Here is a 16,120-nt window from a genome sequence, read left to right on the forward strand (position 1 = left end):
CTGGCCCTCGACAGTTGGAAGTTGGCCGATACGTTGGGCCCATAGGTCCGGGTTCACCAACGCTTTCCATGGTTGCTCTGCGTTCGCTTCGTCTCTCGCCGCTGCTGCGTCTTGGCGTCGTTCTGGCACCGGTGCTGGCTGCCTTGGTGCTGCCGGCACCGGTTCGCAGCCAGACCACGGTGGCTGCAGGCTCCGATCCTTCCTCCAAAGGGGCGGAGGTGTATTGCTTCATGCGCCAATCAGGCAATGACCATGAGGTCAGTTGGACGGCCGCCTATGCCTTGATCAAACGGCAGAGCGCCAGCCTGTTCAAGACATCGCCTCAGCACGGGGCGGTGATGATCACCGAGGCCGTGGTCAACAATCCCAGTGCCTTCCCCGATTGCGGCCGCTACCTGGGGGCTTTGTTCGGCTCGGAACAGGGAGCCTCCGCCCCGACCCAGCGGGGTACGGCGGACAACAGCGCTTTCGCTGAAGGCCCCATGGCCATTCCCAGTGGTGGGACCACCAGGGATGATCGCTACAACTATTGAGATCCGTTCTGCGGTGATCCGTTCCCTGCGGCTTTTGGTGATTGCTCTTGTCGGGGTCTGCCTGGGGGCCTGCCGGGCTTCGCCACCGCCGCTCGACCCCAATCGCCTCAGCCGTGACGACTGCCTGAAGGACGTCAGGGTGGACGCGCTGGAGAAGGCCTTGCTGGCCTGTGATCAGGTGGTAGCGCAGTTCCCCCAGGATCCGCAGCCCTTGAACGATCGCTTCGTGCTTCATAGCCTCAACGAAGATCCCAAGGCAGCCTGCAGGGATATCGATCAAGCCGCCGCCCTGCTCGATAGCGGTGAGGTCGATGGGGATCCCCAGCTGGGCATTGATGTCCGCGTCCGCCAGGAAAGCTGCCGCGAGCGTGCCCCGCTGCCGCAGTCGTTGCGTTAATCCGGCTGATCAGGCCCAGCTCTACCAGCCTTCGAGCAGCTCCCGAACCATGGCCGGCAGGGCCCGCCGCCGCAGGCTGGTCTGCCGCCCTTCAAGCAACAGGGCGATGCGTTCGGCCTTGCTGGTGATCAGGCCATCGACCAGCTGATCGGCAACGCCAAGTTGGAGCCAGTGGCTGGTCAGGGGGCCCGCCATGCCGATGCGATGGCAACGGTCTTCGGCCTGCTCGGCGTCGCCTGGGGTCCAGGGACGCTCGATCAGGATCACGTGGGCTGCGCGGTGCAGGTTGAAACCAATGCCGCCGCTGCCGAAGGTGGCGACCAGCAGTGAGGTTTCGCCGGCCTGAAAGCGATTCACCTCTCCCTGGCGTTCGGCGGGCTTCAAGCGGCCGGTAATCAAGGCACCGCCCAAATGCTGCTGCAACAGCTCGGCGGCGGCCACGAACGCCGTGAACACGACCACGGCCTCCTGGCGCTGCAACAATTCCGCCACCAGCTCCCGGGCTGCGGGCAATTTGTACTGGGCCCCGATCTGGCGCAGGGCGGTGAGCATGGCCAGCGATTCGGCGCCGGGGCGCACCTCGCCGCGGGCCGCCCGACGGCGGTAGTCGTTCACCTTGGCCTGCAGCAGGTGTTGGAATCCCCTGCCTTCCGTTGTGCTCAGATCCACCGCCTGAAATCGGCGCCGTTTGGGGGGGAGTTCCAGGCAGTCCTGCTTGCGGCGATGCAGTAACAGGGGACGGGTCAGAGCCTGGAGCTCTTCGAGGCGTTCCGCACCGCTGGCCTGCCACTGACGCCGTTCGCCGATCTGACGCCAATGGCCCTGGCAGTAGCGCTGCTCAAAGGCCAGCTGATTGAGACCAAGTGGGTGGCCGATCGCCATCAGCAAGGGGAACAGCTGGGCTGGACGGCCGTTCTTCATCGGCGTGCCGGTGAGCAGCCAAATGGCGCGCAGACGGGGGTGACGCGCCAGGCGCAACAGGGCCTGGGTGCGGGCGGCGCCAAGATTCTGGGCATAGTGCGCCTCATCCACCAGCAAAACGGTTCCGGCTGGGGGCAGGCAGCGGGGAAGTCGGCCCCAGCTGATCAACTCCAACTGCAGTCCGAGTGCGATCGCTTCCTGGCGCCAGTGGGCATGGAGTCCGCCCGGGGCGATCACGGCGATGCGGCAGTCGGCCAGGCGGGCCATCGCCCGGGCGGCGGCCAGGGCGGTGAGGGTTTTGCCCAGGCCCATCGGATGGGCCAGCAGGGCGCCGCGGCGGGCCAGCAACCAGCGGACGGCTAACCGCTGATGGGCATACAGCCGGCGACCATCGGGCAGGCAGCGCTCAAGATCGGCGGCGGCAACAAGCTCGCGGTGGGCCGGCAAGGGCGGCAAGGGCTGCTCCAGCCAGTCCATCCACTCGCTCAGTTCGGCGTCGATGCGAAACTGTCTCCCCAGCAGCTGGCGCAGGGCCAGCGAGGCTTCCAAGGGAAACTCCCAGCAGTGCCGACGGGCCCGCCACTCACCCCGGGGCCTGACGGCGCGCAACTGCGCCTGGGTGACGGGATCGAAGGGAGAGATCACCTCGATCAATCCGGCCGGGCCCAGGGCAAGCCGGCAACTGGCACCGCTGCTGCTGTTTGCTGCCGCAGCAGCGGTGGGGGCTCGGCTGACCGGAGCAGGAGGGGCGCCAGACAGAAACAGGCCGCGCAGCTCGGTTGGAATCTAAGCCAGCCCCCCGGAGGACAAGCCGGATGGCAAGCCGTTAAAATGCAGTGGTCGACACATTGACAGCAGAGCTTTCCGGTGCAAACTGGCCCAAATTGAATCAAGGAGATGCACGCCAGAGATGCGGTCTTTCTTGAAGAACTCTGCCCCAAACTTAGGGTCAGACACTGGCGTCAATCTCTCCATAAATACACCCATCACCGTTGCATTTATTGCGGTGATCGCTCCGAATCCATTGATCACCTCATGCCCCGTTGTCACGGTGGTCTGAGTGTGACCGCCAATTGCGTGCCGGCCTGCCTGGCCTGCAACGGCCACAAGAGCGATGCCGATGCCTTCGATTGGTACCGGCAGCAACGCTTTTACGATCCCCGGCGGGCCATGGCGATCCGCGCCTGGATGGACGGTGATCTGCGGCTGGCTGTGCGACTGCTGCAGTGGGCCACCCCAGAGCTTGCGGCTGCGACCCAACAGACCCCCACGGAGCAGGGCCCTGCCGGCATGGTCTGGCAGGCCGCCTGAACCGGTGGCCCCAGGTCACCAGACCCGGCAGGCCGCAGGGTTCTGGTGACGCTGGCAGATCTGGCCATCAACCCAGGGGCGCTCCGGTGCGATCACCACGGCGGCCGCCAGCAGAGCAAGGGCACAGGCGGCGGGCATGGCCCGTTGCCAGGCCTGGCTTGATCGCCGGCGCGCGGCCCGTTGTTGGCCGCTGGCGACGGGCCTGCGGGCAGCGACCACGGAGCGGACTGGGTCGCGGGATAGGGAGCTGGATGTAGAGAAACAGGAGGCCGCCATCGGTCAACAGAACAACACTGATACAGGTGTACTCATGCCATCGAGCGATGTCAAGGCCGCGGCCGCGAAGCTGCTGGTGATCGGCGGCGGCTACAGCGGTCTTCGTTTCGCTCGCGCCGCTGCGGCGCAGGGAATGGCTGTCACGCTCACCCGCCGCCAGGTGGCCGGGAGCGATGCGTCCCCTGGCCTCCGCTGGCTGGTCTGCGACCCTGACCGTGGCCTGGTGCCGCCGTTATCCGAGCTGGCAGGCACCACCGAGGTGTTGGTGACGGTGCCACCGGACCGGCAGGGACGTGACCCCGTGTTTGCCAGCCTGGCGCCGCTCCTCGCCCAACTGCCGCTGCAATGGCTGGGCTATCTCTCCACCACTGGGGTCTACGGGGATCAGGCCGGCGGCTGGGTTGGCGAGGGCGTGATCCCAAGGCCGGGTCTGCCGCGCAGCCAGGCCCGGCTCGCCTGCGAGCAGCTCTGGCTCGGAAGCGGCCTGCCGGTGCAGGTGTTCCGGCTGCCGGCGATCTATGGCCCCGGTCGTACTCCTTTTCAAAAGCTGCGTGATGGCAGCAGCCGCATGATCCACAAACCCGGCCAGGTGTTCAGCCGCATCCACGTCGATGACATCGCCTCCAGCCTGCTGTTCTGCCGCCAATTACCGGCAGCCCAGCGCCCGGAGTTGCTGAACCTGGCCGATGACGAGCCCTGTTCATCGAGCCAGACCCTGGGCTATGCCGCCCACCTGCTGGGCTGCAAGTTGCCATTGGTGGAGTCCTTCGACCAGCTGGCTGGCGAGCTCAGCCCGATGGCCCTGAGTTTCTGGGCCGAAAATCGCCGCGTCAGCAACCGCCGGCTATGCCGTGAGCTGGGCTACCAGCTGCGCTATCCGAGCTACCGCCAGGGCTATCGCGCCTGTCTTGCCGAGGAGCTCAGCGGTGTCGGTACACCAAAATGACGTGGAGGCTCATCGGCCGGCAGGAGTGGCCTGGCCGGAGACCACCGAAGGGCAGACCACAGGGGCTTCCGGTTGAAGACTGTTCAGGCTTGGCAAATTGGTATCCGCCAGGAAACGACACCAATCGATTGCCACCCAGCCCCGTCGCAGCCCCGTTCCCAGGCCGAAAAACATTGAACCAATCAGCAGCCAACGGATCATGAGCGAGGCGATCCCCAAACTCCAGGGTAGGCAGCGGCGCATCGCCCTCTCCCTCGGAGATCCCGCCGGCATCGGCGTCGAGGTGACCCTCAAGGCACTCGCCGAGCTGGAGGGCCGGGGCCTTGAGGTGGTTCTGGTCGGTTGCCGCCGCTGGTTGGAGCACAGCCATGCGGCCTTGCAGGGGGTCAGCGCAGTGCCCCTGGCCAATCCCGCCAACTATCCGATCCTCGATCTGCCCCTGGCCGAGGACCTGCCGCCCGGCTGCGGCAGTGCGGCCAGCGGCCGGGCCAGCTTCGCCTGGCTGACGGCAGCAGCCGAGCTGGTGGAACGCGGCCAGTGCCATGCCCTCACCACCGCCCCGATCGCCAAACAGGCGTGGCACGCGGCCGGTCACGCCTACCCGGGCCAGACCGAGCGGCTGGCGGAACTCAGTGACAGCGCCGATCCCTCCATGCTGTTCACCGCCCGCTCCCCCCACGGAACCTGGCGACTCAACACCCTGTTGGCCACCACCCACATCCCCCTGGCAGCGGTGGCCCAGCAGCTCGGCCCCGCCCTGGTGGAGCGCAAGCTGGAGGTGCTGCTGGCCTTCTGCCGTCGCTTTGTCCCCAAACCCCGGCTCGTGGTCGCCGGGCTCAATCCCCATGCCGGCGAAAGCGGACTGCTCGGCTGCGAGGAGCAGGACTGGCTGATTCCAGTGCTGGAGCGCTGGCGGCGCTCCCATCCCGAGGTGGAACTCATCGGCCCCCTGCCACCCGACACCTGTTGGCTGGGTGCTGCCGCCGCCTGGCGCGGTGAGGCCCTTGGTCCGGATGGCTACCTGGCGCTGTACCACGACCAGGGCTTGATCCCGGTCAAGTTGCTGGCCTTCGATGCCGCAGTGAACACCAGCCTGGGGCTGCCCTTCTTGCGCACCTCACCGGATCACGGCACCGGTTTCGACATCGCTGGCTTGGGGATCGCCCGATCGATGAGCATGCGGGCCGCCCTGGAAACCGCCTGGGAGCTGGGTTGAGCGGCGCCCCTGTTCAGCCTGGTTTGAGGCGCACCAGCACCTGGCCATATTCCACCGGTGTGCCGTTTTCCACCAGGATTTCGACCACTTCGCCACTCACTTCAGCCTCGAGCTCGTTCATCAGCTTCATCGCTTCGAGGATGCAGACCGGCTGTCCAACCGTGATCCGGCTGCCGAGTTCAACAAACGGCGGATCATCCGGGCTCGCCGCCCGGTAGAAGGTGCCCACCATCGGCGCGGTGATCTCGACCAGATCGGCGCGCAGGGCAGGGGCAGCCGGTGGTGGGACCGAGGGGGCGGTGGCCTGGCTGCCGCTGACGGCCTGAGCCGGAGCTGTGACAGTGGCCGCAGGGGCCTGGGGCACGGCTAGGGCAGCCGGGGCAGGCAGATTGCGGCGCACTTCAAGCCGGAAGTCGTCCCCTTCGAGCTTGAACTCCTGAATATCGCTCTGCTCAAGGACGGCGAGCAGACGATGGAGCTGGTCATGGTCGAGCTGCATGGTGCCTCAGGACTCCCTGCCGAGATAGCTGTCGTTGCGCGTGTCGATCTTGATCTTCTCCCCAATCGTGATGAACAGGGGCACCATGATCTGGGCCCCGGTTTCGACGATGGCCGGTTTGGTGCCCCCCGTGGCGGTGTCACCCTTGACGCCGGGATCGGTCTGGGTGACCTCCAGGACGACGGAGTTGGGAAGTTCCACTTCCAGCGGCACGTCGTTCCACGACACCACATTCACCTCCATGCCCTCCTTGAGGTACTTGCGGCCGTCGCCGATCTGTTTGGCGGACAGGCGGGTTTCTTCAAAACTCGCCATGTCCATGAACACGAAGTCCTCGGCTTCCATGTAGGTCAGCTGAAGCGTCGATTTCTCGAGCACGGCCTGGGCAACGGTTTCACCGGCGCGAAAGGTCTTGTCGACAACGCTGCCGCTTTGAACGCCTTTCAGCTTGGTGCGCACGAAGGCCGAGCCCTTGCCCGGTTTGACATGAAGAAATTCGACGACTCTCCAGACCTGGCCATCGAGCTCGATCGTGGTACCGGTGCGAAAGTCGTTGCTGGAGATCATTCCGGCGGAACGTTTGAGCGGGATTGTACGGCTGCCCTTCCTCGGCGGGTCTTCCGCTGCCGGGCTGGCTGTGGGGGGCTGGCCGGCTGGTTGTGCCAAAGTCCGCTGAGAGACTCAATCAGCCATGAAAGGGATCCGGTTGGCTCTGAAGCAACGCCTGCTGGCCCCGGGGCTAGCCCTGCTGCTGGCGCTTGTCGTCAACCTCTTGGCGGTGCACCCCGCCGCCGCTGGCCTTCCCCCCGGCAATGCGGTCAGCGATCCTTCCGCTCTGCTGCGCAATGCCCTGCCGATTCCAGAGACGGATCTGCAAGACCTCCAGCACCGCCTGGAGGGCACCAGTGACGACCTGCGTGCCAAGCGCTGGAGCTCCCTGAGCAACGCCGTGCGCCGCGGCCAGTCGTTGCTGACCAGTCGCCGCGCCAGGCTGATCAGCAACTTTCCCTCCGAGCAGCAGGCAACGGCCGAGAGCCTGCTCGACCAGCTGGAGCTGGATTGGCGGACGCTTGCTGAAGCAACCGAAGCCCGCGACCGCGACGCCTTTCTCACCAGCCGCCGGGCTGCCTTGAGCACGATCGGCAGCGCGGAATCGTTGCTGGTGGGGCCGTTCCCCTTCGAGATCCCCGAAACGTTCGTGGCTCTGCCACGGCTGCTCGGCAGGGCCACGATCGAGCTGGCCACCACCAAGGGCACCCTTACCGCCGTGGTCGACGGCTACAACGCCCCCCTCACGGCCGGGGCCTTCGTTGATCTGGTTCAGCGCGGCTTCTACGACGGCCTGCCGTTCGGCCGCGCCGAGGACTTCTATGTGCTCCAGACCGGAGATCCCATCGGCCCCGCCGATGGCTACATCGATCCCACCAGTCAGCAGCAACGCCGCGTTCCTCTGGAAATCATGGTGCCCGGCGAGGACCAGCCCTTCTACAACCAGACATTCGAGGATCTGGGGATCTTCAAGGCCACCCCCGTGCTTCCCTTCGCCACCAAGGGAACATTGGGCTGGGCCCACTCCGATGAGGCCCTCGACGATGGCTCGTCCCAGTTCTTTCTGTTCCTGTTTACGGCGGAACTCACCCCCGCTGGCCTCAACTTGATCGACGGCCGCTACGCCGCCTTCGGCTATGTGGTCGATGGCTTTGAGGTGCTCGAGGAGCTGACCGGGAGCGATGGGATTGTTAAAGCCACCGTGCTGGAAGGGGCCGAGAACCTGCGGCCCCATGGCTGAGGGCAGCGATCCGACCCTGGCTGACCTGGGCGAATCAGGGCTGCTGGAGCGGATCGCCGCTTTTGCGCCGCCCGGACAGCTCGATGATGATGCCGCCCTGCTGCAGGAACGCAGCGGAGGTGTGCTGGTGCTCAACACCGATGTCTTGGTGGAAGGCGTTCACTTCAGTGATGCCACCCTCGATCCCGAGGATCTGGGCTGGCGCGCCGCAGCCGCCAATCTCTCTGATCTGGCGGCGATGGGCTGCCAGGAGGTGATCGGACTCACCGTCGGCCTGGTGGCGCCACCCGCCACTCCGTGGAGCTGGGTGGCGGGGGTGTACCGGGGCCTGGGCCAGGCCCTCGATCGCTATGGCGGCGATCTGTTGGGCGGCGATTGCAGCAGCGGCCAGCAGCGCCTGCTGGCGATCACCGCCCTGGGACGCCTGGGGCCGGCCGGGGCGATCCGGCGCCGCGATGGACGGCCCGGAGACCGGTTGATCAGCACCGGTCCCCATGGCCTGAGTCGGCTCGGTCTGGCGGTGCTTGGCCGGGAGCCGCTGCCGGCCTCCCTGCCCGCCAGCTTGCTGGAGCGGGGCCTGGCGGCCCACCGCCGCCCCCAACCCCGCTTCGACGCCGTGGACGCCTTGGTCGACGCCAGGCCCGCCGCTCAGCCCTGGCGGGTGGCCGGAGCCGACAGCAGTGATGGCCTGGCCGCCGCTGTCGCGGCGATTGCCCGCAGCAGCGGTTGCGATGCCCAGCTCGACCGCGGTGCCCTGCCGATGGCCGCCGGCATGGATGGTCTTGCCCAGGCCGAAGCCTGGTGTCTGGGGGGAGGTGAAGATTTCGAGTTGATCCTTGGCCTGGATGCGGCCTGGGCCGAGGCCTTGCTCAAAGCCCTGCCTGGGGCCAGCCCGATCGGCCAGCTCTGCGCGGTTACCGGTTCAGAGGCAGGCGGACACCTGAGCTGGTGGCCCAGCGGCGAACCGCTGGATCGGCGGATGATGGGTTTCAGTCACTTTCACTGAAGGGCCTTGAAGTTGGCCCGGCAGGTCAGTCAGGCCTGACTGAATCAGGCCCAGTTGCGGGCGACAATTTCGGCCAGGTCGACGACCCGCTGGCTGTAACCCCACTCGTTGTCGTACCAGGAGATCACTTTGACCATGTTGTCGCCCATCACCAGGGTGAGGTCAGCGTCAACGATGGCTGACTCATCGGTACCGGCGTGATCAGACGAAACCAGGGGCAGATCGCAGTACTTGATGATTCCTTTCATGCCATTTTGCGAGGCATTTTTGAGGACTTCATTCACCTCTTCCTTGCTGGTGCCGCGGCTCACTTCCACCACCAGGTCCACCACCGACACGTTCGGGGTCGGAACCCGCATGGCAATGCCGTTGAGCTTCCCCTCCATCTGCGGATAAACCAACGCCACGGCCTTGGCGGCGCCAGTTGAAGTGGGCACGATGTTGATCGCCGCAGCCCGGGCCCGGCGCAGATCGCGATGGCTTGCATCAAGAATGCGCTGGTCACCTGTATAGCTGTGGGTCGTGGTCATCGTTCCTTTGATGATCCCGAAGTTCTGGTCAAGGACCTTGACAATCGGAGCTAGGCAGTTGGTGGTGCAACTGGCGTTGCTGAGGAGGTCGAAATCGGCATGGTTGTAATCACCTTCGTTGACACCGACCACAAACGTGCCGATGCCGGGACCCTTGCCGGGGGCCGTGATCAAGACTTTTTTGGCGCCAGCCTGGATGTGCTTGCTTGCTCCATCTTTGTCAATGAAGACGCCTGTGGCTTCGATCACCAGATCCACTCCCCATTCTTTCCAGGGAAGGTTCAAGGGGTTGCGGTCTGAGAAGCAACGGACCGTTTGGCCGTTGATGATGAGTGAATCTTTGGCGTAATCAACCTCAGCATTACGAATCTTGCCGAGCATCGAATCGTATTGAAGGAGATGCGCGTTGGTGTGCGGATCAGATGTGTCGTTGAGACCAACAACCTCAATATTCGTGTCAGTCCCGCGGCTCAGCCAGCAGCGCATGAAGTTGCGACCAATTCGGCCAAATCCATTGATCGCAACACGCAAGGTCATGGCAACGGCGGGAAACCCGCAAACGCAATAGGTTTTGGATGCTGATCATACAGAAATGGCCTCTGGCAACCTTTCAGGGCCAGCGAGGCCAGCTCCCAGAAGCTTCTGACTGGCAGCGCTGACAAGGGGGGTCATCCACGATTAAGTTTCTGGGCGTCTGGGTGGGGCCGTTGGGACTTCTGCTTGATCGTCAGCAGCCGCTGCATTTCATTGGAATCGGTGGCATCGGCATGTCCGCGCTAGCGGTGATCCTCGTGGAGCGGGGCTTTCAGGTCAGCGGATCTGACAGCCGCGAGAGTGCCGTGGTTGAAGACCTGCGCCGTCGGGGCGTGCGCATCCACACAGCGCAGGACGCCGCTTCGTTTGAGGCCCTGTGCCAGGCCATGGCTGTTCCACCCCAGGTGGTGATCAGCACGGCGGTAAGGGAGGGCAACCCTGAGCTGGAAGCCGCCCGTGCCGCCGGTCTGCCGATCCACTACCGCTCGGATGTGCTGGCGGCCCTGATCAATGCCCAGCCTTCAATTGCTGTGGCCGGCAGCCATGGCAAAACGACTACCAGCACCCTGGTCGCCACGCTCCTGGCCGTCACGGGCCAAGACCCCACCGCCGTGATCGGTGGGATGGTTCCGGCCTTTCAGAGCAACGCGCGGGTCGGCCAGGGACCGCTGCTGGTTGCCGAAGCCGACGAATCCGATGGCTCGCTGGTCAAGTTCAGGCCCAGCCTTGGGCTGATCACCAACCTGGAGCTGGATCACACCGACCACTACCCCAACCTCGAAGCCTTAGTCGAGACCCTGACTGAGTTCGCCGACGGCTGTGGCCTTGTCCTGGCGAACAGCGATTGTCCGGTGCTGCGGAAACATTTCCTGCCCGGTGCCTGGTGGTCGATCGAAACGTTTGAAGGGGTGGACTTCGCCGCCCTAGCCGTCGAGGCCCATGGCGGCGGCACTGTTGCTGATTTCTATGAATCCGGGATCTGTGTGGGCCGCGTTCGCCTGCCCCTGCCCGGCCGCCACAACCTCAGCAATGCCACGGCCGCCCTGGCTGCCTGCCGGTTGCAGGGCCTGTCCTTCGCTGATTTGAGCGTCGCGATTGAATCGCTGCAGTCGCCCGGGCGCCGCTTCGACTACCGCGGCTGCCTGGACGGGCAATTGATTGTTGATGACTATGCCCACCATCCCAGCGAGGTCGACGCCACCTTGAAGCTGGCCCATCTGATGGTGGAGAGCGGCCGCTCGCCTCTGCCTGCCACCCCCCAGCGGGTGGTGGCCGTTTTCCAACCCCATCGCTACAGCCGCACAGCGGAGTTCCTCCTCCCGTTCGCCGCAGCCCTGGCCCAGGCCGATGCGGTCTTGCTGGCACCGCTCTACAGCGCTGGCGAAGCGCCCCTTCCAGACATCTCAAGCCAGCGACTGGCCACGGAGATCCGCCTGGTTCAACCGGCGTTGCCGGTTCAAGTTGCCGCCGATCTCGATGATCTGGCCCAGCTTGTTTGCCGTTACGGGCGCCAGGACGACCTGGTGCTGGTCATGGGCGCCGGGGATGTGAACAGTCTCTGGGACCGGTTGCAGGTCCAGCGGCAAGCGCAGGCAACGCCGCCCCCCCTGGCCGCATGACGGCGGCTTCTCCACGGCCGGCCAGCGGCAGCTTCCAGCCTGCTGGGCTGCGCCAGCGGGTGCCGCTCCTCAACTACACCACCTGGAAAGTGGGCGGAGCGGCCGAATGGTTCGCCGAGCCCGCCGCCTGCGATGAACTGATCGCCCTGGCCCGCTGGGCCGGCAGCGAACAGCTGCCCCTGCAGCTGATCGGCGCCGGCTCGAACCTGTTGATCAGTGATGAGGGGCTCGATGGGCTGGTGATCTGCAACCGGCGCCTGCAGGGAAGCCGGCTCGATGCCAGCAGCGGCTGGCTGGAGGCCCAGGCCGGCGAACCCCTCCCCAGCCTGGCCAGGCGGGCGGCGAAGGCCGGGCTCAGTGGCCTGGAATGGGCGGTGGGCATCCCGGGCACGGCCGGCGGTGCTGCGGTGATGAATGCCGGCGCCCAGGGGGGCTGCACGGCCGAATGGCTGGAGACGGTGACCGTGCTGGATCCGGCGGCCGGCGGTGAGCCCTTCACGCTCAAGGGCTCCGAGCTGCAGTTCGCCTATCGCCACAGCCGGCTGCAGCTGGAGCCGCTGCTGGTGCTCTCGGTCTGTTTCAGGCTCAGTGCCGGCCACGATCCAGCCGAGATCAGCCGCCGCACCACCGCCAACCTGCAGAGCCGAACCAGCAGTCAGCCCTATCACCAACCCAGCGGCGGCAGTGTTTTCCGCAACCCCGAACCGCTCAAAGCAGGCCGGCTGATCGAGGATCTCGGCCTCAAGGGCCTGGCTGTCGGCGGAGCGATGGTTTCGCCGCTGCATGCCAACTTCATCGTCAACACCGGCGAGGCCAAGGCTGGGCATATCGACCAGGTGATCCAGCAGGTGCAGGCGGCCGTGCGCGCCAGTCACCAGATCGACTTGCACCCTGAGATCAAGCGGCTCGGTCACTTCGCCCCCTAGCGGCCGGCGGGAGTGAGCTGAAGCCCAGGCCCTAGCCTGTGGGCCACACGCATGTCAGGCATGGCCGGCTTCGGGCTTCCCAACTTCGGACAACTGACCGAGGCTTTCCGCAAGGCCCAGCAGATTCAGCAAGACGCCCAGAAACTCCAGGACGAGCTCGATGCCATGGAGCTGGAAGGCACCAGTGCCGATGGCCGCGCCAGTGTCTGGGTCTCAGGCAACCAGCAGCCCCTGCGGGTGCGCCTGGCGCCGGAGCTGGTGGCGGAAGGTGCCGCTGTCACCGAAGCGGCCACGTTCGAGGCACTCAAAGCCGCCTACGACCGCTCCACGGCCACGATGAAGGAGCGGATGGAGGAGCTCACCGGCGGCCTCAGCCTGCCGGGGCTGGGGGGATGAGCTCGCTGGGGGCCTCGTCGCGGTCGCGCTCCTGGGCTTCCCCCTGCTGCGACAGGCGCCGCCGCGATGACTCCCGCCGCCGGTCGATTCTGAGCTCGGGCCGTTGGCCCGCCGGCTGCCGGCTCGCTGCTGGTGCGCGGGATTCGCCCAGCTCCTGCAGGCACTGCCGATAGATCGCGAAGCGGTCCCAGTCGGTGCCGACCCGGCAGCCCGGATCGCCTTGGTGCAGGCAATTGCTGTAGCGGCAGCCGCCTTCGGCCAGGGCTGGGGCCAGCTCCGGGAACAGGGCGGCCAGCCGGGTGGGATCAGCGGGAAGGTCCGGGCGGTTGAAGCCGGGCGTGTCGGCCAGCAGGGCACCGGGGCCCAGCGGGAACAGCTCGACATGGCGGGTGGTGTGGCGCCCCCGCTGCAGCTTCCCGCTCACCGCCGCCACCCGCAGGCTCAGGTCGGGGATCAGGGCATTGAGCAAGCTGCTCTTGCCCACCCCCGACGGCCCGCAGAGCACGGCCAGGCCTGGCCTGGCGAGCTGGCGGCGCAGGGCGAGCAGCCCTTCCCCCGTGGACAGGCTCACACTCAAGGCCTGGTAGCCCCAGCCTGCGGCCCGCTCTGTCCAGGCCAGCACAGCCTCCGGGGCCAGCAGATCGGCTTTCGAGAACACCAGCTCGACCGCCTGGCCGGTCGCCTCGGCGCTGAGCAGGAAGCGGCTGAGTTGCAGCGGATCGAGATCGGGCTCGGCCAGGGCCACCACGATCACCACCCGGTCGCAGTTGGCCACGGCCGGGCGCTCGAGCAGGCTCTGGCGTGGCCGCACCTGGGCGATGGCACCCCGCCTGGCTGGCCAGTCGATGCCGTCGAGCTCCACCCGATCACCCACGCAGACCTGCAGGCCGGTCTTGCCGAGGCGGGTCCGCCGGATGCAGAGCAGCCGTTGGATGGCTCCTGGGCCCGGGAGATCCAGCTGCACCTGGCAGAAATTGGCCTGCAGGGCCACCACCAGGCCGGAGACGACCACGCCTAGGCGCCGTCGCGGCGGATCAGTAACCGCACCGCTGCGGGGGCCTCGGCGGCGCTGATCGGGTTCTGCAGAGGGCTGGATTCGACCCAGTGTCCTTCCGATCTGAGGCCCTCGCTCACCATCCGCTCGGGCTCGCCGCCATCGAGGTCCACCTGGAGCCAGGCGCCAGGCGCGATGGTTTCCAGCTTGAGGCGGCTGCGAATGAAATTGACCGGGCAGGGGGTGCCGCGCAGGTCGACGCTGGCCTCAGGATCAACCTGTCTTTGGGACTCTGGACCGTCCACCTTTTCATCCACCCCCTTGTCCACCGCCATTCAGTGCCGCTGCAACGGTCCTAACCGAACAGGCCTCCGAACAGGCCGCTCTTGTGGGGATGCCCCTTGTCGGAGTGGTGTCCGGCCAGTTGTTCGAGCAGCTCCCGTTCATGGCTGCTGACCTTGGTGGGAAGTTGCACCTTGATCGTGATCAGGTGATTGCCTCGCGCCACGGGATTGCCCAGCCGCGGCACCCCTTTGCCGCTGAGCGTGAGCACGGCGCCAGGTTGACTGCCGGCCGGAATCTCCATGGTTTCAGGGCCATCCACGGTGTCCACTTCGATCTTGTCGCCGAGGATGGCCTGGAGATAGTTCACCGCCACGTCGGAGTGGATGTGGATGCCTTCGCGGTGCAGCTTGTCGTGGGCCTGCACCGACAGGTAGACGTAGAGATCGCCAGGGGGGCCACCCCGCTGGCCAGCGTTGCCTTCACTGCTGACCCGCAGGCGGGTGCCGGAATCGACGCCGGCTGGAATCGTGATCCGCAGTTTCTTGCGCACCTGCTGCACCCCCTGGCCGCCGCAATCGCCGCAGGGGTTGGCAATCACCTGGCCGCTGCCTTCGCAACTGGGACAGGGGGCCACCTGGGTGAAGCTGCCGAAGGGGGTGCGGGTGGCGCGACGCACCTGGCCGGCTCCTGCGCAGGTGCCACAGGTGGTGGGGCCGCTGCCGGTCTTGGCGCCCGAGCCAGAGCAGGTGCTGCAGGTTTCCAGGTGGCGGATCTGGACGTCACGCTCCTGGCCGAACACCCCTTCGTTGAAGCTGATGTTGAGGTCGAGCCGCAGGTCGTCGCCCTGGCGGGGGCCGCGGCGACGGGGGGCGCCGCCCTGGGCCCCGCCACCGAAGCCGCTGAAGAAGGTTTCGAACAGGTCGGCGAAGCCGCCCACATCGCCCATGTCCGGCGCCCCGCCGCCGCTGACGCCGGCCTCACCGAACTGGTCGTAGCGGGCGCGGGTCTGGGGATCGCTGAGGATTTCGTAAGCCCGACCGATCTCCTTGAAGCGGTCTTCGGCCCCGGGATCCCTGTTCACATCAGGGTGATACTGACGGGCAAGACGTCGGTAGGAACGCTTGAGTGAGTCGGCATCGGCATCGCGCCCCACCCCCAGCAGGTCGTAGTAGTCGGCCATCAGAGTGTTGCCCCATCTCCGGCTGAACTGTCCTGGCCTGCGTTGGGCTCGGCCGGGTCCGTCGTCGGGCCTGGACCCATCGACACTTTCACCAGAGCATGGCGCAGGACCCGTCCGTCGAGCTGGTACCCACGCTGCAGCTCTTCGACGATGAAGTCTTCGGGGTAGCGCTCACTGGGCTCGCGCAGCACCGCCTCGTGCAGCATCGGATCAAACACTTCCCCCTCCACCCGCATCGGGGCCACCCCCAGCTGCTTGAACACTTTCACCAGCTGCTCGTAAAGCACCTGATAGCTGCGGTGCAGGCCCTGGGCTTCTTCGCTCTGGGGATTGAGCTGCTGCCGGGCGCGATCGAAATTGTCGACCACCGGCAGGATTTCGCTGAGGGTGGAGCAGGTGATCTGCAGACGCAGATCCTCCTGATCCCGGCTCTGGCGCTTGCGGAAATTGTCGAAGTCGGCGGCGATCCGCATGTACTGGCTTCGGACCGTGTCGTGTTCCAGGCGCAGGGCAGCCAGCTCCTGGGCGATCTCAGCGGCGCTGGGGGCGCCACTGCCCCGGTCCGCGCCTGGCTCCTCCGCAGGATCTGGGCCACCCGCAGGCTTGCCCTGTTGATCACTCTGAGAGCCGCCTGCGGGTTGTTCACCCCCGGCTACAACGGGGGAATCGATCGTCTGGGGATGGCCATCTTGCAGGGCATCCGCCTCGGCGAACGGTTCCCGACCAATGGGTGAGGCTTCTCCACTCATGCTGACTTAACCG

19 protein-coding genes are annotated in these 16,120 nt (G+C 66.1%); 10 read left to right on the forward strand and 9 right to left on the reverse strand.

Annotated features, from left to right (window positions below; genetic code table 11):
* Positions 1–68 precede the first annotated feature (68 nt).
* Both ACXMDM_RS04370 and ACXMDM_RS04375 read left to right on the forward strand, forming a co-directional pair.
* Positions 69–533, forward strand: a complete 465-nt coding sequence (locus tag ACXMDM_RS04370; protein ID WP_233830564.1) for a DUF6554 family protein — start codon at positions 69–71, stop codon at positions 531–533.
* Positions 514–930, forward strand: a complete 417-nt coding sequence (locus ACXMDM_RS04375; protein ID WP_186437611.1) for a hypothetical protein — start codon at positions 514–516, stop codon at positions 928–930. Before ACXMDM_RS04370 ends, ACXMDM_RS04375 begins: the two co-directional genes overlap by 20 nt.
* A 21-nt stretch (positions 931–951) precedes the next feature.
* On the opposite strand, the gene ACXMDM_RS04380 is transcribed toward ACXMDM_RS04375, so the two are convergent.
* Positions 952–2,496, reverse strand: coding sequence for an SNF2-related protein (locus ACXMDM_RS04380; RefSeq protein ID WP_259734891.1), 1,545 nt, complete (start codon positions 2,494–2,496; stop codon positions 952–954).
* Positions 2,497–2,748: 252 nt separating this feature from the next.
* Between ACXMDM_RS04380 and ACXMDM_RS04385 the strand changes: the two genes are divergently transcribed.
* Positions 2,749–3,162 carry an HNH endonuclease gene (locus ACXMDM_RS04385; RefSeq protein ID WP_083544464.1) on the forward strand — a complete coding sequence of 138 codons (414 nt, stop codon included), beginning with the start codon at positions 2,749–2,751 and terminating at the stop codon, positions 3,160–3,162.
* A 15-nt stretch (positions 3,163–3,177) separates the two neighbouring features.
* On the opposite strand, the gene ACXMDM_RS04390 is transcribed toward ACXMDM_RS04385, so the two are convergent.
* Entirely contained in the window at positions 3,178–3,438 is a 261-nt protein-coding gene (locus ACXMDM_RS04390; protein WP_186437616.1) for a hypothetical protein, read from the reverse strand.
* 34 nt (positions 3,439–3,472) lie between these two features.
* On the opposite strand from ACXMDM_RS04390, the gene ACXMDM_RS04395 reads away from it, so the two are divergent.
* Positions 3,473–4,384: a Rossmann-fold NAD(P)-binding domain-containing protein gene (locus ACXMDM_RS04395; protein WP_071802085.1), complete on the forward strand. Its 912-nt coding sequence runs from the start codon at positions 3,473–3,475 to the stop codon at positions 4,382–4,384.
* 199 nt (positions 4,385–4,583) lie between these two features.
* Positions 4,584–5,600, forward strand: a complete 1,017-nt coding sequence (gene pdxA / locus ACXMDM_RS04400) for a 4-hydroxythreonine-4-phosphate dehydrogenase PdxA (RefSeq protein WP_071800752.1) — start codon at positions 4,584–4,586, stop codon at positions 5,598–5,600.
* Between the two features lie 13 nt (positions 5,601–5,613).
* Here pdxA and accB read toward each other — a convergent pair whose 3' ends face one another.
* Together accB and efp are read right to left on the reverse strand one after the other, a co-directional pair.
* Positions 5,614–6,099, reverse strand: a complete 486-nt coding sequence (gene accB / locus ACXMDM_RS04405; protein ID WP_071800753.1) for an acetyl-CoA carboxylase biotin carboxyl carrier protein — start codon at positions 6,097–6,099, stop codon at positions 5,614–5,616.
* A gap of 6 nt (positions 6,100–6,105) precedes the next feature.
* On the reverse strand, positions 6,106–6,666 hold the full coding sequence (gene efp, locus ACXMDM_RS04410; protein WP_071800754.1) for an elongation factor P: 561 nt from the start codon (positions 6,664–6,666) through the stop codon (positions 6,106–6,108).
* A 124-nt stretch (positions 6,667–6,790) separates the two neighbouring features.
* Between efp and ACXMDM_RS04415 the strand changes: the two genes are divergently transcribed.
* Positions 6,791–7,888, forward strand: coding sequence for a peptidylprolyl isomerase (locus tag ACXMDM_RS04415; protein ID WP_145536724.1), 1,098 nt, complete (start codon positions 6,791–6,793; stop codon positions 7,886–7,888).
* Positions 7,881–8,894: a thiamine-phosphate kinase gene (gene thiL / locus ACXMDM_RS04420; protein WP_071800755.1), complete on the forward strand. Its 1,014-nt coding sequence runs from the start codon at positions 7,881–7,883 to the stop codon at positions 8,892–8,894. The genes ACXMDM_RS04415 and thiL overlap by 8 nt, the downstream gene beginning before the upstream one ends.
* Positions 8,895–8,938: 44 nt before the next feature.
* Here the strand turns inward: thiL and ACXMDM_RS04425 are convergent, their stop codons facing one another.
* The gene (locus tag ACXMDM_RS04425) at positions 8,939–9,961 is read right to left on the reverse strand and encodes a type I glyceraldehyde-3-phosphate dehydrogenase (protein WP_071800756.1); all 1,023 of its coding nucleotides are present in this window, start codon (positions 9,959–9,961) and stop codon (positions 8,939–8,941) included.
* A gap of 149 nt (positions 9,962–10,110) precedes the next feature.
* Here ACXMDM_RS04425 and murC point away from each other — a divergent pair, with 149 nt between their 5' ends.
* From murC to ACXMDM_RS04440, 3 genes are read left to right on the forward strand one after another with little or no spacing between them, the layout of a single operon-like run.
* Positions 10,111–11,577: a UDP-N-acetylmuramate--L-alanine ligase gene (murC, locus tag ACXMDM_RS04430; protein WP_071800757.1), complete on the forward strand. Its 1,467-nt coding sequence runs from the start codon at positions 10,111–10,113 to the stop codon at positions 11,575–11,577.
* Positions 11,574–12,503, forward strand: coding sequence for a UDP-N-acetylmuramate dehydrogenase (gene murB / locus ACXMDM_RS04435; RefSeq protein ID WP_071800758.1), 930 nt, complete (start codon positions 11,574–11,576; stop codon positions 12,501–12,503). The genes murC and murB overlap by 4 nt, the downstream gene beginning before the upstream one ends.
* A gap of 60 nt (positions 12,504–12,563) precedes the next feature.
* The gene (locus tag ACXMDM_RS04440; RefSeq protein WP_071802086.1) at positions 12,564–12,899 is read left to right on the forward strand and encodes a YbaB/EbfC family nucleoid-associated protein; all 336 of its coding nucleotides are present in this window, start codon (positions 12,564–12,566) and stop codon (positions 12,897–12,899) included.
* Here ACXMDM_RS04440 and rsgA read toward each other — a convergent pair.
* The 4 genes from rsgA to grpE are packed head-to-tail and all read right to left on the reverse strand — an operon-like array spanning position 12,874 to position 16,107.
* Complete coding sequence (gene rsgA / locus ACXMDM_RS04445; protein WP_083544465.1) at positions 12,874–13,911, reverse strand: ribosome small subunit-dependent GTPase A; 1,038 nt, start codon at positions 13,909–13,911, stop codon at positions 12,874–12,876. The genes ACXMDM_RS04440 and rsgA overlap by 26 nt on opposite strands.
* 2 nt (positions 13,912–13,913) lie before the next feature.
* On the reverse strand, positions 13,914–14,228 hold the full coding sequence (locus ACXMDM_RS04450) for a sulfurtransferase TusA family protein (RefSeq protein ID WP_071800759.1): 315 nt from the start codon (positions 14,226–14,228) through the stop codon (positions 13,914–13,916).
* A gap of 20 nt (positions 14,229–14,248) precedes the next feature.
* Entirely contained in the window at positions 14,249–15,358 is a 1,110-nt protein-coding gene (gene dnaJ, locus ACXMDM_RS04455; protein ID WP_071800760.1) for a molecular chaperone DnaJ, read from the reverse strand.
* Positions 15,358–16,107, reverse strand: coding sequence for a nucleotide exchange factor GrpE (grpE, locus tag ACXMDM_RS04460; protein ID WP_071800761.1), 750 nt, complete (start codon positions 16,105–16,107; stop codon positions 15,358–15,360). Before grpE ends, dnaJ begins: the two co-directional genes overlap by 1 nt.
* Between the last annotated feature and the right edge of the window lie 13 nt (positions 16,108–16,120).

The sequence above is a fragment of the Synechococcus sp. CS-603 genome (genome assembly GCF_977929215.1).